The 19190-nt window shown below is 52.7% G+C and carries 15 protein-coding genes; 9 read left to right on the top strand and 6 right to left on the bottom strand.

Going from position 1 to position 19190, the window contains the following annotated elements; all coding sequences use genetic code 11:
* Positions 1-4: 4 nt before the first annotated feature.
* A complete protein-coding gene (gene pntB, locus EDC52_RS00835) occupies positions 5-1393 on the top strand; it encodes a Re/Si-specific NAD(P)(+) transhydrogenase subunit beta (RefSeq protein WP_131863371.1) in 1389 nt (462 codons plus the stop codon).
* Positions 1394-1502: 109 nt separating this feature from the next.
* On the opposite strand, the gene uspE is transcribed toward pntB, so the two are convergent.
* The 5 genes from uspE to EDC52_RS00815 all read right to left on the bottom strand — a co-directional run bounded on the left by uspE (position 1503) and on the right by EDC52_RS00815 (position 5427).
* Positions 1503-2456 (bottom strand): universal stress protein UspE, encoded by a 954-nt coding sequence (gene uspE / locus EDC52_RS00830; RefSeq protein WP_131863370.1) that lies wholly within the window; start codon positions 2454-2456, stop codon positions 1503-1505.
* A gap of 125 nt (positions 2457-2581) precedes the next feature.
* Positions 2582-3334, bottom strand: a complete 753-nt coding sequence (gene fnr / locus EDC52_RS00825; protein ID WP_131864064.1) for a fumarate/nitrate reduction transcriptional regulator Fnr — start codon at positions 3332-3334, stop codon at positions 2582-2584.
* Between the two features lie 121 nt (positions 3335-3455).
* A complete protein-coding gene (locus EDC52_RS20205; protein ID WP_268990301.1) occupies positions 3456-3590 on the bottom strand; it encodes a hypothetical protein in 135 nt (44 codons plus the stop codon).
* Positions 3591-4310, bottom strand: coding sequence for a DUF554 domain-containing protein (locus EDC52_RS00820; protein WP_131863369.1), 720 nt, complete (start codon positions 4308-4310; stop codon positions 3591-3593).
* A gap of 145 nt (positions 4311-4455) precedes the next feature.
* The gene (locus tag EDC52_RS00815; RefSeq protein WP_329955537.1) at positions 4456-5427 is read right to left on the bottom strand and encodes a TDT family transporter; all 972 of its coding nucleotides are present in this window, start codon (positions 5425-5427) and stop codon (positions 4456-4458) included.
* 113 nt (positions 5428-5540) lie between these two features.
* Here EDC52_RS00815 and EDC52_RS00810 point away from each other — a divergent pair, with 113 nt between their 5' ends.
* The 5 genes from EDC52_RS00810 (at position 5541) to EDC52_RS00790 (ending at position 12024) form a co-directional block, all read left to right on the top strand.
* The gene (locus EDC52_RS00810) at positions 5541-6416 is read left to right on the top strand and encodes a LysR substrate-binding domain-containing protein (RefSeq protein ID WP_131863368.1); all 876 of its coding nucleotides are present in this window, start codon (positions 5541-5543) and stop codon (positions 6414-6416) included.
* Positions 6417-6442: 26 nt separating this feature from the next.
* Positions 6443-7225, top strand: coding sequence for a trans-aconitate 2-methyltransferase (tam, locus tag EDC52_RS00805; protein ID WP_131863367.1), 783 nt, complete (start codon positions 6443-6445; stop codon positions 7223-7225).
* A gap of 152 nt (positions 7226-7377) precedes the next feature.
* Positions 7378-7782 carry an MbcA/ParS/Xre antitoxin family protein gene (locus EDC52_RS00800; RefSeq protein ID WP_131863366.1) on the top strand — a complete coding sequence of 135 codons (405 nt, stop codon included), beginning with the start codon at positions 7378-7380 and terminating at the stop codon, positions 7780-7782.
* Positions 7776-8486: an RES family NAD+ phosphorylase gene (locus EDC52_RS00795; protein WP_131863365.1), complete on the top strand. Its 711-nt coding sequence runs from the start codon at positions 7776-7778 to the stop codon at positions 8484-8486. The genes EDC52_RS00800 and EDC52_RS00795 overlap by 7 nt, the downstream gene beginning before the upstream one ends.
* 292 nt (positions 8487-8778) lie before the next feature.
* Positions 8779-12024, top strand: coding sequence for a membrane-targeted effector domain-containing toxin (locus EDC52_RS00790; RefSeq protein WP_131863364.1), 3246 nt, complete (start codon positions 8779-8781; stop codon positions 12022-12024).
* Positions 12025-12102: 78 nt separating this feature from the next.
* Here the strand turns inward: EDC52_RS00790 and EDC52_RS00785 are convergent, their stop codons facing one another.
* Positions 12103-13818 (bottom strand): lysophospholipid acyltransferase family protein, encoded by a 1716-nt coding sequence (locus EDC52_RS00785; protein WP_131863363.1) that lies wholly within the window; start codon positions 13816-13818, stop codon positions 12103-12105.
* Positions 13819-13964: 146 nt separating this feature from the next.
* Between EDC52_RS00785 and EDC52_RS00780 the strand changes: the two genes are divergently transcribed.
* The 3 genes from EDC52_RS00780 (at position 13965) to EDC52_RS00770 (ending at position 18856) form a co-directional block, all read left to right on the top strand.
* Positions 13965-15032 carry an SDR family oxidoreductase gene (locus EDC52_RS00780; RefSeq protein WP_131863362.1) on the top strand — a complete coding sequence of 356 codons (1068 nt, stop codon included), beginning with the start codon at positions 13965-13967 and terminating at the stop codon, positions 15030-15032.
* A 202-nt stretch (positions 15033-15234) separates the two neighbouring features.
* Positions 15235-17493, top strand: a complete 2259-nt coding sequence (locus EDC52_RS00775) for a molybdopterin-dependent oxidoreductase (protein ID WP_131863361.1) — start codon at positions 15235-15237, stop codon at positions 17491-17493.
* Between the two features lie 79 nt (positions 17494-17572).
* Positions 17573-18856: an arsenic transporter gene (locus tag EDC52_RS00770; RefSeq protein WP_131864062.1), complete on the top strand. Its 1284-nt coding sequence runs from the start codon at positions 17573-17575 to the stop codon at positions 18854-18856.
* The last annotated feature ends 334 nt before the right edge of the window (positions 18857-19190 follow it).

The following is a 19190-nucleotide window of genomic DNA, read 5'->3' as shown; positions in this document are numbered from 1 at the left end:
ACCCATGTCTGAAGGACTCGTGACGGCGGCGTATATTGTTGCCGCGATATTATTTATTTTCAGCCTGGCGGGACTGTCCAAACATGAAACGTCGATGCAGGGCAATCTGTTTGGTGTCAGCGGTATGGCGATTGCGCTTATCGCCACCATTTTCGGGCCGCACGCCGGCAGTGTCGGCTGGATTATCGTCGCCATGGTCATCGGCGGGGGCATCGGCATTCATTTAGCCCGCAAGGTTGAAATGACTGAGATGCCTGAGCTGGTCGCCATCCTGCACAGCTTCGTCGGCCTGGCGGCAGTACTGGTGGGTTTCAACAGCTATCTGGATCAGGGGGAAATCACTAATCCGGTCATGGAAAATATCCATCTCACGGAAGTTTTCCTCGGCATCTTTATTGGCGCGATTACCTTTACCGGCTCGCTGGTCGCATTTGGCAAACTGCGCGGCAAAATATCTTCCCGGCCGCTGATGCTGCCCCATCGCCATCGCATGAATCTGGCGGCACTGGTGATTTCTTTCCTGCTGATGGTGATGTTTGTCCGCACCGAATCGGTGGGACTGCAGGTACTGGCGCTGGTATTGATGACGCTTATCGCCCTGGCGTTCGGCTGGCACCTGGTGGCGTCCATCGGTGGTGCGGATATGCCGGTAGTGGTGTCGATGTTGAACTCCTATTCGGGCTGGGCGGCAGCGGCAGCGGGCTTTATGCTCAGCAATGACCTGCTGATCGTCACCGGCGCTCTGGTAGGTTCATCCGGCGCCATCCTGTCCTATATCATGTGCAAAGCGATGAATCGCTCCTTTATTAGCGTGATCGCCGGCGGTTTTGGTACCGACAGCAGCAGTACCGGAGCAGTGGAAGCAACAGGCGAATATCGCGAGGCCAGCGCTGAAGAGGTGGCCGAACTGCTTAAATCATCGAGTTCGGTCATTATTACTCCAGGCTACGGCATGGCCGTCGCCCAGGCACAATACCCGGTGCACGATATTACCGCCAAGCTGCGGGCCCGCGGGATTAAAGTGCGCTTCGGTATCCATCCGGTGGCCGGTCGTTTGCCTGGGCACATGAACGTACTGCTGGCGGAGGCCAAAGTGCCGTATGACATCGTGCTGGAAATGGACGAAATAAACGACGATTTCGCCGATACCGATACCGTGCTGGTCATCGGTGCCAATGACACCGTTAACCCGGCCGCGCAGGAGGATCCGCGCAGCCCGATTGCCGGCATGCCGGTGCTTGAAGTGTGGAAAGCGCAGAATGTAGTGGTGTTCAAGCGTTCAATGAACACTGGCTATGCCGGTGTTCAGAACCCACTGTTCTTCAAGGAGAATACCCAGATGCTGTTCGGCGATGCCAAGGCCAGTGTCGAGGCTATCCTGCGGGCGCTATAAGCCATCTAGCGCAGAATCAGTGTCCCAAATAGGCCCGGCAGTATGCCGGGCTTTTCAATTTCTCTCTGCCAGTAGCGGCTGAAATCCAGCCAGGAGATGCAGATGAATACTATTCAAACTGATCGCCTTCTTCCAGCGTTACCGGTGAGACATAATCATCGGGTTTGATGGTCAGCAGATCGCATTTCAGATGGTCTATCACCAGTTCAGTCGTATTGCCAATAAACGCTGCAGAAAAACCGGTTCGGCCGATACTGCCCAGTACCACCACGCCCGCATCCAAATGCACCGCCAGATCCGGAATAACTTCTTCGGGCAGGCCTTTTTCCACGTGGGTAAACTTTTGGTCCAGGTTGAATTTCTGGCGCAAGGATTTCATGGCGATCAGATGCTGGCCACGGATAGCGTCGTTATAGACGCTGGGATCGAAGTCAGGCAACTCAATGGCAATGTTTATCGGCGTGACCGGATAAGCGCCGACCAGATGCACCTCGGTTTGATTTATCTGTTCGGCCAGGGCAAGGGTTTCTTCCACCAGCTTGATGTTGAGCGGATCGTGATAGGGATCCTCACCGGACAGGTTAACCGCAACCAGCGCTTTACCGCCCTGCGGCCATGCCTGGTCTTTTACCATCCATACCGGGCAGGGGCATTTACGCAGCAGATGCCAGTCAGTTGGGGTAAAGATGACCGACTCCAGGCGATCGTGCTGATGAGTCGTTTTCAGCAGAAGATCATGCTGATGGGCGATAATCTCCTGGATAATGGCTTCAAACGGGCGATTATGCCACACCACTTTGATTTCAATCGGGATACCGCTGTTGATATAGTGCTGACACTGTTCTTCAATCCAGGCAGTTCTCTGATCGATCACACCGCGACGCATGGCAGTCCGTTCGTCAGCAGACAGCAGGGTGGTCATTTCATACGAAAAGTCATATATCGGCAGGAAGGCCTTGATAGTCCCCCCCAGCCGCTGCACCACATACACGGCCCGGCGCAGCGCCGGCTGATCATCCTGATTAGGGTCAATCGCGACCAGAAGTTTATGATACTTAGCCATAGAGTCTCCTAACGTCTGTAATGCAACAGGACAGTAAATTAAGAGTAACTCATTGATACAGGTACTGACAGTAGAGAAATGATGCCGGATCAATAAAATGATAAAATTATATCACCGGCCAAATATCAGCTGGCTTTCTGGGGGGTTCCAGCCAGTTCAGAGAGGGCCTGGCTGTTCTCTATGGTGATGTATTTGCCCTTTACCGCCAGCATGCCGCTCTTCTGGAAACGCCCCAGCAACCGGCTGATGGTTTCTACCGTCAAGCCGAGGTAGTTGCCGATATCGCCGCGGGTCATGGTCAGCCTGAATTCACGCGGTGAGAAGCCACGCTGCGCAAAACGGCGCGACAAATTGTAGACAAAAGCCGCCAGCCGCTCTTCGGCATTCTTTTTGGATAGCAGCAGAATCATGTCCTGGTCGCCTTTGATTTCGCCGCTCATCAGCCGCATCATCTGCTGGCGCAGATTGGGCATTTTTCCCGACAGGTCGTCTAGGGTATCGAACGGAATTTCACACACCATTGATGTTTCCAGCGCCTGGGCAAAGCTTGGATGTTCGCCGCCGCCGATGGCGTCAAAACCGACCAGATCGCCGGCCAGATGAAAACCGGTAATCTGTTCGTCGCCCTGTTCAGTGATAGTGTAGCTTTTTATGGTGCCTGAACGGATGGCGTATAGCGATTTCAGTTCATCGCCGGCCTTGAACAGCGCCTGACCCTTCTGGATAGGCTTTTTGCGTTCAATAATATTGTCAAGCTGATCAAGCTCGTGCTCATTCAGCGTAAAAGGAATACATAGCTGGCTGATGCTGCAATCCTGACAATGGATCGCACAGCCGCCGGACTGAATCCGCCTGATGATACGCTTTTCCTGAATAATCATAGCCCGCCGCTCACGCAATATTGATTTACGTCAATTTTAACATCTTTTAGGTAGGGAGATAAAGTCTCCCGCGACGCGGCTGCACTTTTAGTCAAAGCAGGCCATCAAGCGCTTCAAATTAGCTTTTCCAATGATCATCAATCGCCAGCGGGTTGAGCCGGCGAATGAGCCCGAGCGGTTGATTCTCGTACCCGTTATCATGCCCGCACTGAAAACCGCGAACGCCATGCTCGGCGCTGGCGTTGATGGTCATTCAGAATATCGCGCTCCACAGTGCCGAGATCGGCATCGCCACCAGCAGTGCCGGCAGCATGTTCGCCACCGGAAACATCTTGATACCGCAGATGCGAAATCCGGTAGCCAGCATCATCAGGCCGCCGACCGCCGAAAAATCCGCCTGCATCGCCGGCGTCGTTAACGGCAAAAGTATCACGGCGCCAAACGCCAGCGCCAACTGGATGCACAACTGCGGTAACGCAATAGCGGCGACCGCCAGGCCCAAGGTCGTTGCAAAAATAGTGGCGGTAAATAGATCGAGCAAGGATTTGGCGACAAGCACGCTGGCATCGCCGGTCATGCCCTCATGCATCGACCCAAAGATGCCAGTGCCGCTGGCGCAGAACAGCACAACGATAGCCACATACTGATCTATAAACTCTTTTGGGCTTTCCTTGACAGCAGGATCGGTCGGCTGGCGACGGTCGATAAGATTTCGCAGCCGGGCACAGAGAGTGCTGATGCCGCGTTCCAGATAACACCACTCGCCAATCAGCGCCCCCAGAACAATCGACAGCACCATGACCGGCATATGGACGCCTTTCACGATAAGCACTACGCCCATACCCATTGATGCGATGCCGAACGTCAGGGGCATCGCGGTACGGATCCTGATCGGAAGCCTGTCGCCCAACAGCGCGCCGGCCACGCCACCCAGCAGGATCGCCGCGCCGTTCACAAAAGGACCAATAACCATCTTCGCCTGCCTCTAAAATTAAAAGGCTACTGGTTTATCATGGTTTTTCAGTACAGGTAAAGGACCAATTCTGACCGCTGTCTCAGGCGCTTGATAAGGATCAAGCGCCTGAGACATGCCCAACGAGACTGGCGATAGCGGGGCGCTATTGCTGGAGCAAAGGGGGTTTTACCTGGACCAGGTAATTCATCAAGTAGCGAACGATGACATAACCGATGATCACTGTCGCAATGGTCACTTCTATGGTAGCCAACCGATGCAGTTGGCGGGCATAGCCCTGGGCCAGTGGCCATTCACCGAGGTAATGCGCCAATTTATACAGCGCAGTGGCGCCGATAGCCATCGGGAAGGTAAAAGCGGCAAATCCCGGGCTGAAGGGCAGACGCAACAGGCGGATGAAGGCGACATAGGTAATGGCGGTCATCAACAGGGCGATGCCAAGCAATACCGCGCAAATCAGCAGCGAAGGGTGTTCAACTACCGTCAGGTAACCGGCCAGAGATAAACTCGCCGGAGCCGCCATAATGGCGATGGTGGGCTTGGCGGCGTCAGCAATTTCATCACAGAATATCAAGCGATACAGCATCACCGGCAGCATCACCGTATAACACATCATACCGATATCCAGCAGCAGATTGGCCATAGGGTTAAACGGGCCGCCTGGCGAAGCCACTGCAGCAACGATAATGCCCACCGGTGGAACAAACCAGCTTGGTACCATATGATGCAGCCGGAAGGCCTGGCTGCGATGCCAGATAAAAACCACCAGGCAGACCAGGTGCACCGCCACCGCCGCTAGCCACAAAATCTGTCCGGCCACCGGACAATAAGCGCTGAGCGCCTTGGAAACCACCATCCAGCCCATGGCATAGGTCGGCACGACGCTTCCGACCACCGCATGACGCAGATCTTCAGACAGCAGCGTCGGATGGAGCAGGAATTTACCCGTCAGCGCCAGCAGCAGCAGGGCAGCGATGACGGCACCGGCCAGTTGGCCCGCACCCGACAGTGCCAGCGCGTTTTCCAGGCACCAACCCAGGCTGGCGATACCCAGCGCCAGACCGGCCATTGGTGTCGGTACGTTTTTGAGTAATAGTCGAACTGTATTACGCATCATTATTATCCTTAAGGTGAGGCACAGTGCCCTAACCTGATGCGAAAAGTATAGAGTCGCGATATTGTTTAGGATATCCTTAAAATATTAACCTACCGTTCAGTTGAGCTAAACAAATGAAGCTGACGCTAAAGCAGTTACAGGTGTTTATTACCGTTGCCCGTAGTCAAAGCTTGACCCAGGCCTCGGGCTTGCTGTTTATGACCAAGGGCGCAGTGTCGCAGACAATCGCCGAAATTGAGCATCGGTTAGCGGTGCCGTTATTTGATCGCCACCATGCCCGGCTGTTCCTCAATAGCGAAGGCCGTCGCTTAGTGCCGGTGGCTGATGAATTGCTGCAACGGATGTCTGAAGTGGATCGCATGTTTGACGACAGCGTTCTGGTCAGCGATTTCACCTTTGGCTGTACCAAGACCATCGGCAGTTATCTGTTGCCGGGGCTGTTGAGCGGTTTCAAACAGCAGCAGGGGTGGATGCCAGGGGTAAGCATCGCCAACAGCAGCGAAGTTAGGCAAAAACTGCTGCACTTCGAATACGACATGGCCCTGGTGGAAGGAGTAATGGCGGATCAGGATTTGGTCACCACCCCCTGGCGGCAGGATGAGATGGTGATAATCGCCGCCAAAGATCATCCACTCGCCAGGGCCGAACCGGTGTCGATGTCGGCACTGCGCGACTGCGCGTGGATACTGCGCGAGGCGGGCTCAGGCAGCCGTCATCAGTTTGAAACCTATTTGGCGCCACTGCTATCGCAGCCAAAGGTGACCCTGTCACTTGAGACTTTCGACGCCATTCTGCTGTGTGTTCATCGGCAGTTAGGTCTGACCTTCGCATCGAAGCTCATTATCGAACATCCTTTCTTTGCTGGTCATTTCAGTGTTATCCGGACTTGGCAGCGGTTCTACCGTGTGCTGAGTCTTTGTCATCACCATAATAAATACCTTTCAGCCGGGGCTCGTCAATGGATGGCCTTTCTGCAATCGGCTGCCTAATATAGGTATGAGCCACAGGGGGTAATATGCAAGATTGGGATCCGCAATTATACCGTCGCTTCGAAAAGGAACGTAGTCGACCGGCGTACGAGCTCATCAGCAGGATTGATCTATCTCATCCGCAAAGGATAACCGATTTGGGGTGCGGGCCCGGCAATTCCACCGAAGGGCTTTTGCGACGATACCCGGGTGCGGCAATTACCGGCATAGACAGTTCAGACGCTATGCTGGCCAGCGCCCGGCAACGTCTGCCGGGCTGCCGGTTCGAACCAGCGGATATCAGCCACTGGCAGCCAGAGGCACCGCAGGATGTCATTTATGCCAATGCTTCCCTGCAATGGGTTCCTGACCATCAGACGCTACTGCCGAAACTCATGTCCTATATTGCCCCTGGCGGCGCCCTGGCGATTCAGATGCCGGATAATCGGGAAGAACCCACCCATCAACTGATGAGGCAACTCGCCGGCCAAAGCCCCTGGCAGTCGGTTATCGGCGATGGCGCCCAGCTTAGGGTAAAGATCCTCGGCGCAAATGATTACTACGACCTGCTGGCGCCGGCTGCGCATGTCGATCTGTGGCGAACCACTTATTTTCACGTTATGCCATCGGTTGATGCGATTATCGAGTGGGTCAAATCTACCGGTCTTAGGCCCTTTCTGGAGCCACTCGACGATCGGATGCGCGAGTCTTATCTGGCCCGCTATCGCCAATTGCTTAGTCTCGCTTATCCCGTCAGGGCAGACGGCAGCGTTATACTGTCTTTCCCGCGCCTGTTTATGGTTGCCGCCAGGAAGAATCTGCAATATTAGTATTCCTGTGGACTGAATATGGAATTTAGTCCATACTAAGACTAAGCCGGCAGGAGGGGAAACCAGCAACAACCATCTGGTTATGCCCCGCCTCGTGGCTACTGGACGAAACGACGAACAGCAACACCGCAGGTATTCATGGAGGCCAGCATATGGCATCGCCACAACGTATTAACCCGGCGCCGGACAAAAAGCAGATCGCCGCGGTTGGATTGAAAACCGCCATGGTCATTCTGGATAAGTGGGGCTGCACGCCTGAACAGGCCCAGGCGATCCTGCAGGTCTCCAAAGCCTCCTATTATAAATTCAAAAAAGATCCGGCCTCGGCCAGTCTGACCCAGGACCAGCTCGAGCGCCTCAGTTATTTGCTGAATATTCATGGCGCGTTGCGCACGCTTTTCGAAAACCCGGAAAACGTGTATGGCTTTATGTCGATGAAAAATCATAATCCTTACTTTAACGGCCGGGCACCGATTGAGGTCATCAGCGGCGGCAGCTTCGGCGCGTTGTATGAGGTCCATAAGCGTGTGGACGCGCTGCGCGGAGGTCAATGGTGAATGCAGATAACCTTAGCCTTCCCGCTGTCAGCCTGACCCATCAACGCGGCTATCGGCTGATAAACTCCAAATATCCGCCCATCTTCCTGTTTGATGACGTGGCTGACGAAGATGAATTCCAATGTTTATTTGAACTGCAAGCCCTGACCAACCCACGTTTGTCCGCAGGAATTGGCAATTTGTCAGTGTTGCCGCTTAGCGAAATTCCCTTTGGCATTCCCGGATGCTCCTACGCGGTAGGGCCGTTTACCCATGTGAACCCGGGCGGCAGCCGGTTTTCTGACGGTACATTCGGCGTCCTGTATATTGCTGACGAAATGGAAACCGCGATAGCGGAAGTTGCCTATCATCAGCAGGGATACTGGCAGGCGGTAGAGGGTTTCAAGTTTGAACGCCTGATCATGCGGGGACTGCTCTGTACCTTCAAGATAGACCCGGCCCATACTGCCATGGAGTTGCCTTTAACCGATGCCATTTATGACCCTGACAGCTATGCCGTCTCTGCGCAGGTGGGAGCCTCGCTGCGCTCCGCCGGTTCAGAAGGGATCATTTATCGCTCGGTCAGACGGGCCGGCGCTCATTGTTGGGCATTGTTCACACCGAGAGGCGTCACCGGCGTACGTCAATGCGCTCATTATGAGCTTATCTGGAATGGTAAAGAAATCAGCCAGATAGATTGGATAAAATCAACCCGTCACAACTAGAGTCCTCGCCTGTAAATGCTTAATGATTGAACCTGCCTGAAGTGAGCATAGTGAACCGCCAGTGTTTGCTGATCGGTAAGCCCGTTTTCGGCGGCTGCCAGCATACGGCCGAACGCCACTCTTTTCGCTGTCAAATCCCCAACTGATGCCGCGCCAAGTTTGCATCACCCGCAAGCGAACAGGGAAAACACTTATTGTGTAACGATTAAGCTATTCCAGTTGGCAATCCATCAGCGTAAATTCGACATTTCGACTCTTATCCTCCTTCATCGTGCGAAAGGCAATTTAACCAATGAACGTTGAGTCTAAAGATCATCAATCATTCAATTATGCCTTCTACCCCTCTTCCGTAAACCATGGAGATAAGCGGCGGTACTCGGCAGGCTCACTCGATAAACCCTTCACTATCGCAAACGCCAGGCCTATGCTTTTTGCCCCGGAAAAATTCAACCGGCCAGCAAAGCGGACTGTATCCGCGCCAAATCCTAAGGGGTGGCTATCTCGCTTTATCGGTATCGCCTCCCCTAAAACACCCTCACCCGAGGAAGGGGACGCCAGTGAGCTCACCGACATCCTGCAACAGGGTGCACAGCTAATGAATGGCTGTGAAACTGCCAACCACGAAAGGCCTGCTGCAGGCAATGTTCGGCGGCAATCCTGGACCTGTCTAAGCAAAAAACTGGCTTTAGGCCTAGGATTAATGACTTTAGGGACTGGTGCATTCGCGTTTGGCCAACATAAATGGCAGCAAATTACTCCTGAATCCATTGATATTGACGATGATGTCAACAATAGTACCCTTTATCCCTTACCATCGTCTGGAATGGCACTACGAATTGACATGTACCCGCCGCCTGATACAGAAGCTATCGGTGAGTATATGCCACCGATGGCTGAGGCATATGTGTTGCCGAAAACGACCACCACGACGGAAACCATCCAGCCCGAGGATGTTGGCATTGAATTGCTTGATTTTTCATGTATGGCACAACGACAGAACTTGTCGCTGGCGCAGGTGCTCAGACAGATAGGCAAAACACTCGCCAATCCGGTCTTGGAACTGGCCAGGGAAGCACAGATTGTTCATTTTTTTAACCGCTTTGGCAGGTGCCCTTCAGCAGAAGATATCAATCATCTGATATTTATAACCTCCAAGGTTGACGCAATGATGTCAATCATAACATCGCTTATCCCCAACGCTAATGCCCTTATTATTATGCAAAGAATAGGTGGTCCAGCATTTCAGATGATAGCTGACGACATAGAGGGAAAAGAGATAAATGTAAATTTGCTGGATGAGGTCGATAGCCAAGCCTTGTTCCTTGCAAAATCCATTGTAGAATTTTCACCAAAAAATGAAAACGGCAAGGTGAATGAAAATGAAATAACAATACCAAAAAATATTTTGATAAAAGACGGAAAGTTTCTATCTCCCATCCAGGGTAAACTTTATGAAATAACCTACGAAAAAGATTTTTTCTTCGCATCTAGGGGTGCTGAGAAACGCCAGGTTCGGTATTCACATGAGGAAAATGCATGGATTTTCTCAGACATTTCGGCTAATTTAAAACCCCATGTGAACGATATTGAAAGAGAATTGATTGACAACAATGAGAACATGGTATTGCAACGGAAAAAGGAAACCTTTCAATTTGATAGCAGTATAGCCACTGAGATAAAAAATATCTCGCCTATAGATCTGAATAGTGCTTCTCTGGCCAACCCGGACCGATGGGGCATATATACATATTTTCAAACTGGTATAAAAAAACGACTTTCAGCCATCAAGGTCGATGGTCGTTACTATAAAGTGAATCGACTGAGTGGTAAGGGTACTTTTGAGGTTGGTGATAAATCAGATTTAGAGATTATACGGTTTGATAATATCTATTACAAATCGAGAAAAAAAGAAAAGGCAAAATTAGATTATTCATCCTGCCGCATTGCCCGTTCACCAACGTCACAATGTGCCCATTTTTCCTCTGGATTGATTGAGATACTGGAAAAAAACCAGCATCTTGGCATACCAGAAATTGAAATGCCAGACTACAGACTCGATCATTCCCGTCCTGGTCTCTATAGAAATTCGAAAAATAAATTGTTCATAAAATATAACGATGTGTTTTTTAAATTGAATCCTGAAAATAGGAGGAAACCTGATGAGATCTTTTCAATTATGGCCAAAAAATCAGGAAGCATACTCAGGATAGTCAAACGCAGAAAAGTAGCGGAGCTATGCGTCAGCCGCGAGAAAGGCAGATATTACCTTAATACATCTATCGAAAATATGATGGAAAGTGCAGGGACGTCCAGAGAGGCAGCCGCGCTACATTCAGCCATAGTCAACATGCCAGTGCGTGGTTATCATGCTTATGAAATTCCAGCTAAGTTGCGCGAAACGATAAAAGCAATTCCCCGTACAATGTTAAAAGATAATCATGAATTAACTCATAGTGAAACAAGGTTGGGTCCGGTGGTTGATCATTATAGACGCATCGCAAAAAAGCTGCGGGCAGACACCGATATTTTTTTTGAAAACAACTATATAGGAAATCCGGCTTACTCTGACAGACCTGATATTCCATCATTCGCGCCATCAACGGCTTCAAACAAAATTATTGAAGAGCTATACTCAAAAACGGACGGCATCGTTATTGGGGAATATCATTCATCGGTAGCCAGTAAAAAATTCCTAATAGAAAATATGGCAACTTTTTATGATCAAGGGGTGAGAACACTCTACTTGGAGCACTTCCAGTCTGACATGCACCAGGCTGATTTGGACAGTTACTTTGAAACAGGATGTATGCCGAAAAAGCTTAGGAACTTTGTTATTAAACTTGATAGAGAACAATACACTGATCCGCTTAAAAAATATAATTTCCTGGAAACTCTGAAAGCCGCACAGAAAGAAAAAATCCGCCCGGTGGCTATTGATTCATTCATTAGCTATTATGATCCAGCCATGAGAATGGTATATAATCGCATTAGGGTAATGAATTATTACGCCCATCTGGTAATAAGTGAAAACCAAATAAAAAACCCTAAAAAATGGATTTCACTGGTTGGCAGTTCACATATGAATATGGCTTATGCTATTCCTGGCGTGGCAGAGCTCAACCGAGCCATTGGAATACGTTTTGAAGATGTTGGTATCGGTAAGCCGGACAATATACAAAAAGATTATGGCACGGCGACCTATTCAGGAAACACCAGTAAAGGTGTCATTTTGCAAGGGGATTTATTGATAAGCATTGGAACGCAAGAACAAGAAATGTTATCACGCTTTTCAGATTTGAACGCCATGTTGAATACGCGAAAAAAATTCACCATCAGAGAATTTAGAGGCAAGAATTATCTTTTTTATAAAAACATAAATCGAGATTTGATGAAGGCACCTATAGAATTCGTTGATAATAAATTTTATCTGGCGAGCCACAATATCCATTGGAAGAACATCTGTGAAATGAGATTTGACCGTCTCTCGGAACTGGTTACCGTGCTCACGCACGGAGAGAAAATGAAATTTGTCGTTTAACCCAAGGCAAGAATAGTACCATAAGCCCTGGCGCGCGACGGGTGACAGCGGCACAGGGTCAGATGCAGGCGACTTATGTTAACCGTGTGGATTATTCAGATGGACCTGGATATAGCGCTGATAACGCGCGGCCTTCAACTGGCTCAAGTCCACCAGCACCAGGCCGTCAATGCAGTGATTGAATGCCGGGTCGGAACCAAAGTCAATAAACTGTACGCCACCCGGTTCGCAAAGCTCCGAATACTGCTTATACAGCGGCGGTATACTGCAGCCGATATTGGCTAATAGGCGTTTCAGACGATTGAGATCCTGTTGATAGTTATCGCCGGAGAATTGCTCAAGCACCGCCGGCAGGGTGGCGGGATAAGGGCGCCGGGAGGAGGCCAGCGGGAAGGGCGGTGCAAAATGCAGCCGATAAAACGCCACCAGCAGATCGCGGGCGGCAGGCGGCATGCTGCCAGATATTGATACTGGCCCGAACAGATAGCGGCAGCCCGGATAGCGCGCAAGATAAGCCCCGATCCCCAGCCACAGATAATCCAGGCCGCGTTTGCCCCAATAGGCCGGCTGGATAAAACTCCTGCCAAGTTCAATGCCCTGTTCCAGCACTGCTGACATCTGATGGTCATAGTTGAACAGGCTATGGCTGTACAGGCTGTTCACCCCTTGATGCTGCAACGGCCCGGCGGTGGGGATAAAACGGTAAGCACCGGCAATTTCCAAATCATCGGCATCCCACAGGATAAGGTGGTAATACTCGTCATCAAAGCCGTCCAGATCGCGCCGGCGGCCACTGCCTTCGCCAACGGCACGAAAGGCAATTTCCCTAAGTCGGCCCAATTCCCGCAAAATCGGGCTGTGATGTTCGCCATTGCGCCGATAAAGATAAATCATTTTCCCATCGGGCAGGTTGCCCAGCACTTCGCAGACTGAAAGCGCTTTTTTCAGTACCGCCCGATCTTCCGCACGGGCTATGGCGGATTCCGATCTGAACAGACCCGGTTTTCCTTGCCCCAGCCGATAGATATGACGGCGAAAACGGCCGGCCAGCTCTCTGGCCTGGCTGTGTCCATCGTGCCAACTGGCATAAGGGATGCGGGCGCCTATTTTCAGCGTAATGCGATTTCCCCGATGTCCGAACATTTCACGTATCAGCAGCAGGGTAGACAAAGGCCGATAAATCATGGAAGTCAGGTAAAACAGGGCGCTGTTGCTGCCGCTGATATGCACCGGCACTATCGGTGCCCGTGCTTTGGCTGCCAGCCGCACAAAGCCGGTATGCCAGTGCCCGTCGCGCACGCCTTTAATACTCAGCCGTGACACTTCACCGGCAGGAAACAGGATCAGCACCCCCTGGCGCGACAGCTGTTCCTGCATGAGCGCAATCTGACTGCGTGAGGCTTTACTCCCCATGTTGTCTATCGGGATAATCAGGCTGCTCAGGGCGCTGACGGAAGAAAGCAGCCGGTTGGCCACCACTTTGACATCCTGGCGGACTGAGGCGACGGCTCTGAGCAGCGCCAGTCCATCCAGGGTGCCGATCGGGTGGTTGGCGACAATCACCACCGGTCCGTCACTGGGGATTTGCTCCAGGCAACGCTCGGTCAGTTCACCATCGAGACTGAATTCATCCAGGATCTGTTCCACCATATCCATACCCTTCAGATGATGGTGCAACTTGGCAAGCCGCTGGAATTCGTTTTCCCGAAATAGCGTGCGCAGCAGAGATAATTGCCAGCGGGGGGTTTTGCGCTGAGGATAAAACTCTTTTAGCAGGTTTTCCATGCTGAACATGGCATTCTCTCCTGGTGGTTTTAGCCGACACTAGAACCGCAACATGACATCGATATGGCAACCACGTGATGTTTTCGCATCTCAGGTCATGCAAAACGCCGATTTTCTATTAAGCTTCTGGCTTGGCTTCAAGAGGAGAAAACCACATGGCACATCGTGCATTGATAGTTGGAGTAAGCGGTATCGTAGGCAGCGCCCTGGCAAAGACCCTCTTAGCGGATGGCTGGCAGGTATGGGGACTTTCACGCGGGCGCACGCCGGTGCCGGAAGGGTGCCATTCCCTGACGGCCGATTTGACATCGGCCGAGTCAGTCGCCAGCGCCCTGGAGGGCATTGACGTTGATCGGGTCTTTTTCAGTGTCTGGGCGCGCCAGGAAAATGAAAAAGAAAATATCCGCGTCAATGGTGCGATGATCCGGCATGTGCTGGAGGCGCTTGGCAGCAAGCTTGAGGGCGGACATGTGGCGCTGGTTACCGGTTTGAAGCACTACCTCGGTCCGTTTGAGCATTACGGTAAAAGCGGCGCGCCGACGACCCCGTTTCGTGAAGAACAGGGGCGCCAACCGGTGGATAATTTTTATTATGCCCAGGAAGATGAAGTGTTTGCCGCAGCGAAGAAATTTCATTTCACCTGGAGTGTCCACCGGCCGCATACCATCATCGGTTTTGCCCTGGGCAATGCGATGAATATGGGCCAGACACTGGCGGTATACGCCACCTTGTGTAAATACACCGGCCAGCCCTTTGTCTTCCCGGGATCGAAGGCGCAGTGGCAGGGCATTTCCGATATGACCGATGCCCGTCTGCTGGCAAGCCAACTGGAATGGGCCTCTACCAGCGAAAATGCGCGCAATCAGGATTTCAATACCGTCAATGGCGATGTGTTTCGCTGGCAATGGATGTGGGAGCGGATTGCGGAATATTTCGACCTTACTGCCGCCGCGCTGCCTGATGAGATAAGTCCGCTGGAGCAGCGGATGGATGATGCAGCTCAGCAGTGGCGCAAGCTGGCCGAGCATTACAATCTGAAAGAAGCGGATATCACCAAGTTGGCCTCGTGGTGGCATACCGATGCCGACCTCGGCCGCCCAATGGAAGTGTTTACGGATATGAGTAAAAGCCGCAAAGCGGGTTTTACCGGCTATCAGTCAACCCTTGATGCGTTTACCGAGCTGTTTGACAAACTGAAAGCCGAGAATATCATTCCACGCTAATGGCTTGATTTCATCAACCGCTGGCAACAAAGGGCCGAGTCGGGTCCTTTGTCTATAAACCGCTAACCCCCCGTTTCATTTAGAATTATCTATAAACAAAAAGAATGAATTTATGCTTGTTTAATCGCGCATTACTCTTTATTTATTACCCTTTATTTTTTTAGAAAAACATATCCCGACAGAGATATGTTTTGAGGTCGCCATGACAATTATGCGATACCCGCACCTGTCGCACTGGGGTGCATTCACTGCGGTAGTCGAAGATGGAAAACTGATTGGCTGCGAACCCTTCGCCGGCGATCAGGATCCCTCGCCGATGCTGGACTCCATTGTTCCTCTGGTCTATTCGGCTGATCGCATTCGCAAGCCGGCCATACGCCGCTCCTGGCTGGAAAAACGCGAAAACAGCGACCGCTCGCTGCGGGGGAAAGAGCCATTCGTCGAGGTCGACTGGGATGTGGCGCTCGATCTGGTGGCCCATGAAAACCAACGGGTCAGGGACCAGCATGGCGCCGACGGTATTTTTGCCGGTTCTTACGGCTGGTCGTCGGCCGGTCGTTTTCATCATGCCCGCTCCCAGGTCAGGCGCTTTTATTTCAGCGGCGGCGGCGCAGTAGATCAGGTAGGCAACTACAGCTGGGGAGCGGCACAATTTTTCCTGCCCTATGTCATCGGCACTTTCCATCCACTGACCGGTAAGGTGACTGAATGGCGTAGCGTGGCCGAGCATTGCCAGATATTCGTCGCCTTTGGCGGACTGGCGTTGAAAAATGCTCAGGTGGCATCCGGCGGCGCCGGGCATCACACGCTAAAACCGGCGCTCGAACAGCTGGCCGCCAAGGGCATACCCGTCATCAATATCAGCCCGATGCGCGACGACTGTCCTGAATTTGTCAATGCCGAGTGGATCCCCATTCGGCCAAATACCGATGTGGCGCTGATGCTGGCACTGGGCCATGAAATTATCAGCCAGGGGGCCGAAGACCGGGCGTTTCTGGAACGCTATTGCGTCGGCGACCAACCGCTGCGGGATTATCTGTTGGGGACAACCGACGGTACGGCCAAAACGGCAGAGTGGGCCCAGGATATTACCGGTATACCCGCTAAGCGCATTCGCCTGCTGGCACGTCAGTTGATCGGCGTACGCAGTTTTATCACCTGTGCCTACTCGATTCAAAGAGCCCATCGCGGTGAGCAGCCCTATTGGATGATGATTGCGCTTTCATGCCTGCTTGGCCAGGTGGGATTACCCGGCGGCGGTTTTTCCTTCGGTCATGGCTCGATGAACAGCGTGGGTAATGAACGGGTATCGACCCCTGCGCCAGCCTCACCTTCGGTACGTAATCCAGGTACGGTTATCCCGGTGGCCCGTATTGCCGATATGCTGCTTAATCCCGGAGGACATTATTCCTTCCAGGGCACCACCCAGACCTATCCGGATATCCATTTGATTCACTGGGCCGGGGGTAATCCTTTCCATCACCATCAGCAGTTGAACCGCCTGGTGGAAGGCTGGCGCAGGCCGGCTACGGTGATTGTGCAGGACATTGTCTGGACGGCGGCGGCCCAGATGGCGGATATCGTGCTGCCGGCAACCACTACCCTTGAGCGCAATGATATCGGCGGTTCTTCACGCGACAGGTTTGTGTTCGCCATGCATCAGGCGATTGCTCCCCGGCATCAGGCGCGCAATGATTTTGATATTTTTAGCGAACTGGCTGAGCGTCTGGGTTATGGGGCCGACTTTACCCAGCAGCGTGGAGAAATGGCCTGGCTTGAGTCGCTGTATAACCAGGGGCGCCAGCAGCAAGGCAATCACGGCGGTCACTGGCCGGATTTTGACGCCTTTTGGCGGCAAGGGCGGGTCGAGGTGCCGATGGATGAACAACCATTTGTATTTTTCGAGGAGTTCCGCGCGTCACCGGAACAGCATCCGCTGCACACCCCAAGCGGTAAAATCGAGCTTTACAGCGAAACTATCGCTGGCTATCAATACCCGGACTTTGCTCCGCACCCGGCCTGGCAACCGCCGGTTGAGTGGCTCGGTTCAGAGAAAACCCGCGACTGGCCGCTGCACTTTATTTCCATCCAGCCCTCGGACCGCCTGCACAGCCAACTGGCGACCACCCCCCAGGTGGAAGCCAATAAAACCGCCGGCCGCGAGACGCTGTATATGCACCCGCTAGATGCGCAAAAGCGCCAGATATCCGACGGCCAGCAGGTGGAAGTGCGTAATGAACGGGGCCGGATCTATGCCGGCGTCAGCCTTAGCGACGGACTGACCCAAGGCGTGGTTGTCATGTCTACCGGCGCTTGGTTCAACCCGGGCTGGCAGCGCCAGGCGTGGCATGAGATCGAGCAATCAGGCAATGCCAATGTGCTGACGCTGGATATCGGCACCTCCTCATTGACGCAGGGACCCAATGCGATGAGTTGTCTGGTTGAGGTGATACCGGCCTGAAGAATAGCTACCGCCGGCAGGCAAACTGACGCCTGCGGGCATTTGAAATCAGGCTTAGGCCGTGTCATGGGAAGACGATATGGGGTTGGCGGCAGCGATTTTTGTTTTAACGATGGTACTAGTGATATGGCAACCCCGGGGACTGGGCATTGGCTGGAGTGCGGTCATAGGCGCGACAGCTGCATTGTTGTCCGGCGTGGTGCATTTAAGTGACGTTGTCACAGTATGGCACATAGTCTGGAATGCCACCGCGGCCTTCATCGCCATTATCATCATCAGCCTGTTACTGGATGAGTCGGGTTTCTTTGAATGGGCAGCGCTGCATGTGGCCCGCTGGGGCCAAGGGCGGGGCCGCTGGCTATTCAGCTATATCATCCTGCTGGGCGCTGCGGTGTCGGCGCTATTTGCCAATGACGGGGCGGCGCTGATCCTTACCCCGATAGTCATCGCCATGATGTTGGCGCTCGGTTTCAATCAAGGCACGACGCTGGCTTATGTCATGGCGGCGGGTTTTATCGCCGACTCCGCCAGCCTACCGCTGGTCGTTTCCAATCTGGTGAATATCGTTTCAACGGATTTCTTTTCGCTAAGCTTCAACCATTATGCCTCGGTAATGGTGCCGGTCGATATAGCCGCCATCATCGCGTCTCTGGTGATGCTTCAGCTGTTTTTTCGCCAGGATATTCCTGCCGACTATCAGCTCTCCAGGCTAAAATCGCCGCGCGATGCTATCCGTGACCCCCGCACCTTCAACGCGGGCTGGGCAGTACTGGCACTGCTGCTGATCGGCTTTTTTGGCCTGGAACCGCTTGGCGTACCGGTAAGCGTAGTCGCCGGCGTTGGGGCGCTGATATTACTGCTGGTCGCCCGAAAAGGTCATGCTATCAGCACCCGTAAAATACTGCGGCACGCCCCGTGGCACATCGTAATTTTCTCGCTGGGTATGTATCTGGTGGTCTATGGGCTGCGCAATGCCGGACTGACTGATTATCTGTCGTCGATGCTGAATGAAGCTGCCCGCCATGGTCTGTGGGCAGCGACGCTGGGGACCGGTTTGCTGACCGCCGTGCTGTCATCGGTGATGAACAATCTGCCCACGGTGTTGATTGGCGCCTTGTCGATTGAGGCCAGCACCGCGGCCGGGGTGATAAAACAGGCCATGATCTTTGCCAATGTCATCGGCAGCGATCTGGGACCGAAAATTACCCCTATCGGTAGTCTGGCGACGCTGCTCTGGCTGCATGTGCTGGCCAAGAAAGATATCCGCATTAGCTGGGGCTATTACTTCCGGGTAGGCCTGGTGATGACGCTGCCGGTGCTAATGGTCACGCTGGCGGCGCTGGCGCTGCGATTGTCTTTTTGAGTGGCATTTTCAGGTAACATAAACCCCGATGACTGCATGACTGCATGACTGCATGACTGCATGACTGCGTGACTGCGTGACTGCGTGACTGCATGACTGCATGACTGCATGCTAGTGACGATAGCCTCTTAGGCCGCCTGTTGGGCGGCAGTTGCACCTTAGGATACTCCCATCCCCCTGATCATTCGATGCCTCCATCCGGTGTGGCCGCAACGCGGTCTATTGCTGAATTCCGATTTTATTAAGACAAATAACTTCATTCGTTACCGCTTTTGCCAACGGTATAGTAACCGTCACTGCTAAAACGTCCCGCCATCAATCAGTTGGCGCTGCT

This window comes from Biostraticola tofi (assembly GCF_004343195.1).
Classification (GTDB): Bacteria; Pseudomonadota; Gammaproteobacteria; order Enterobacterales; family Enterobacteriaceae; genus Biostraticola; species Biostraticola tofi.
The sequence above is the reverse complement of the archived record's forward strand: the minus strand, read 5'-3'. Positions and strand labels throughout refer to the sequence as shown.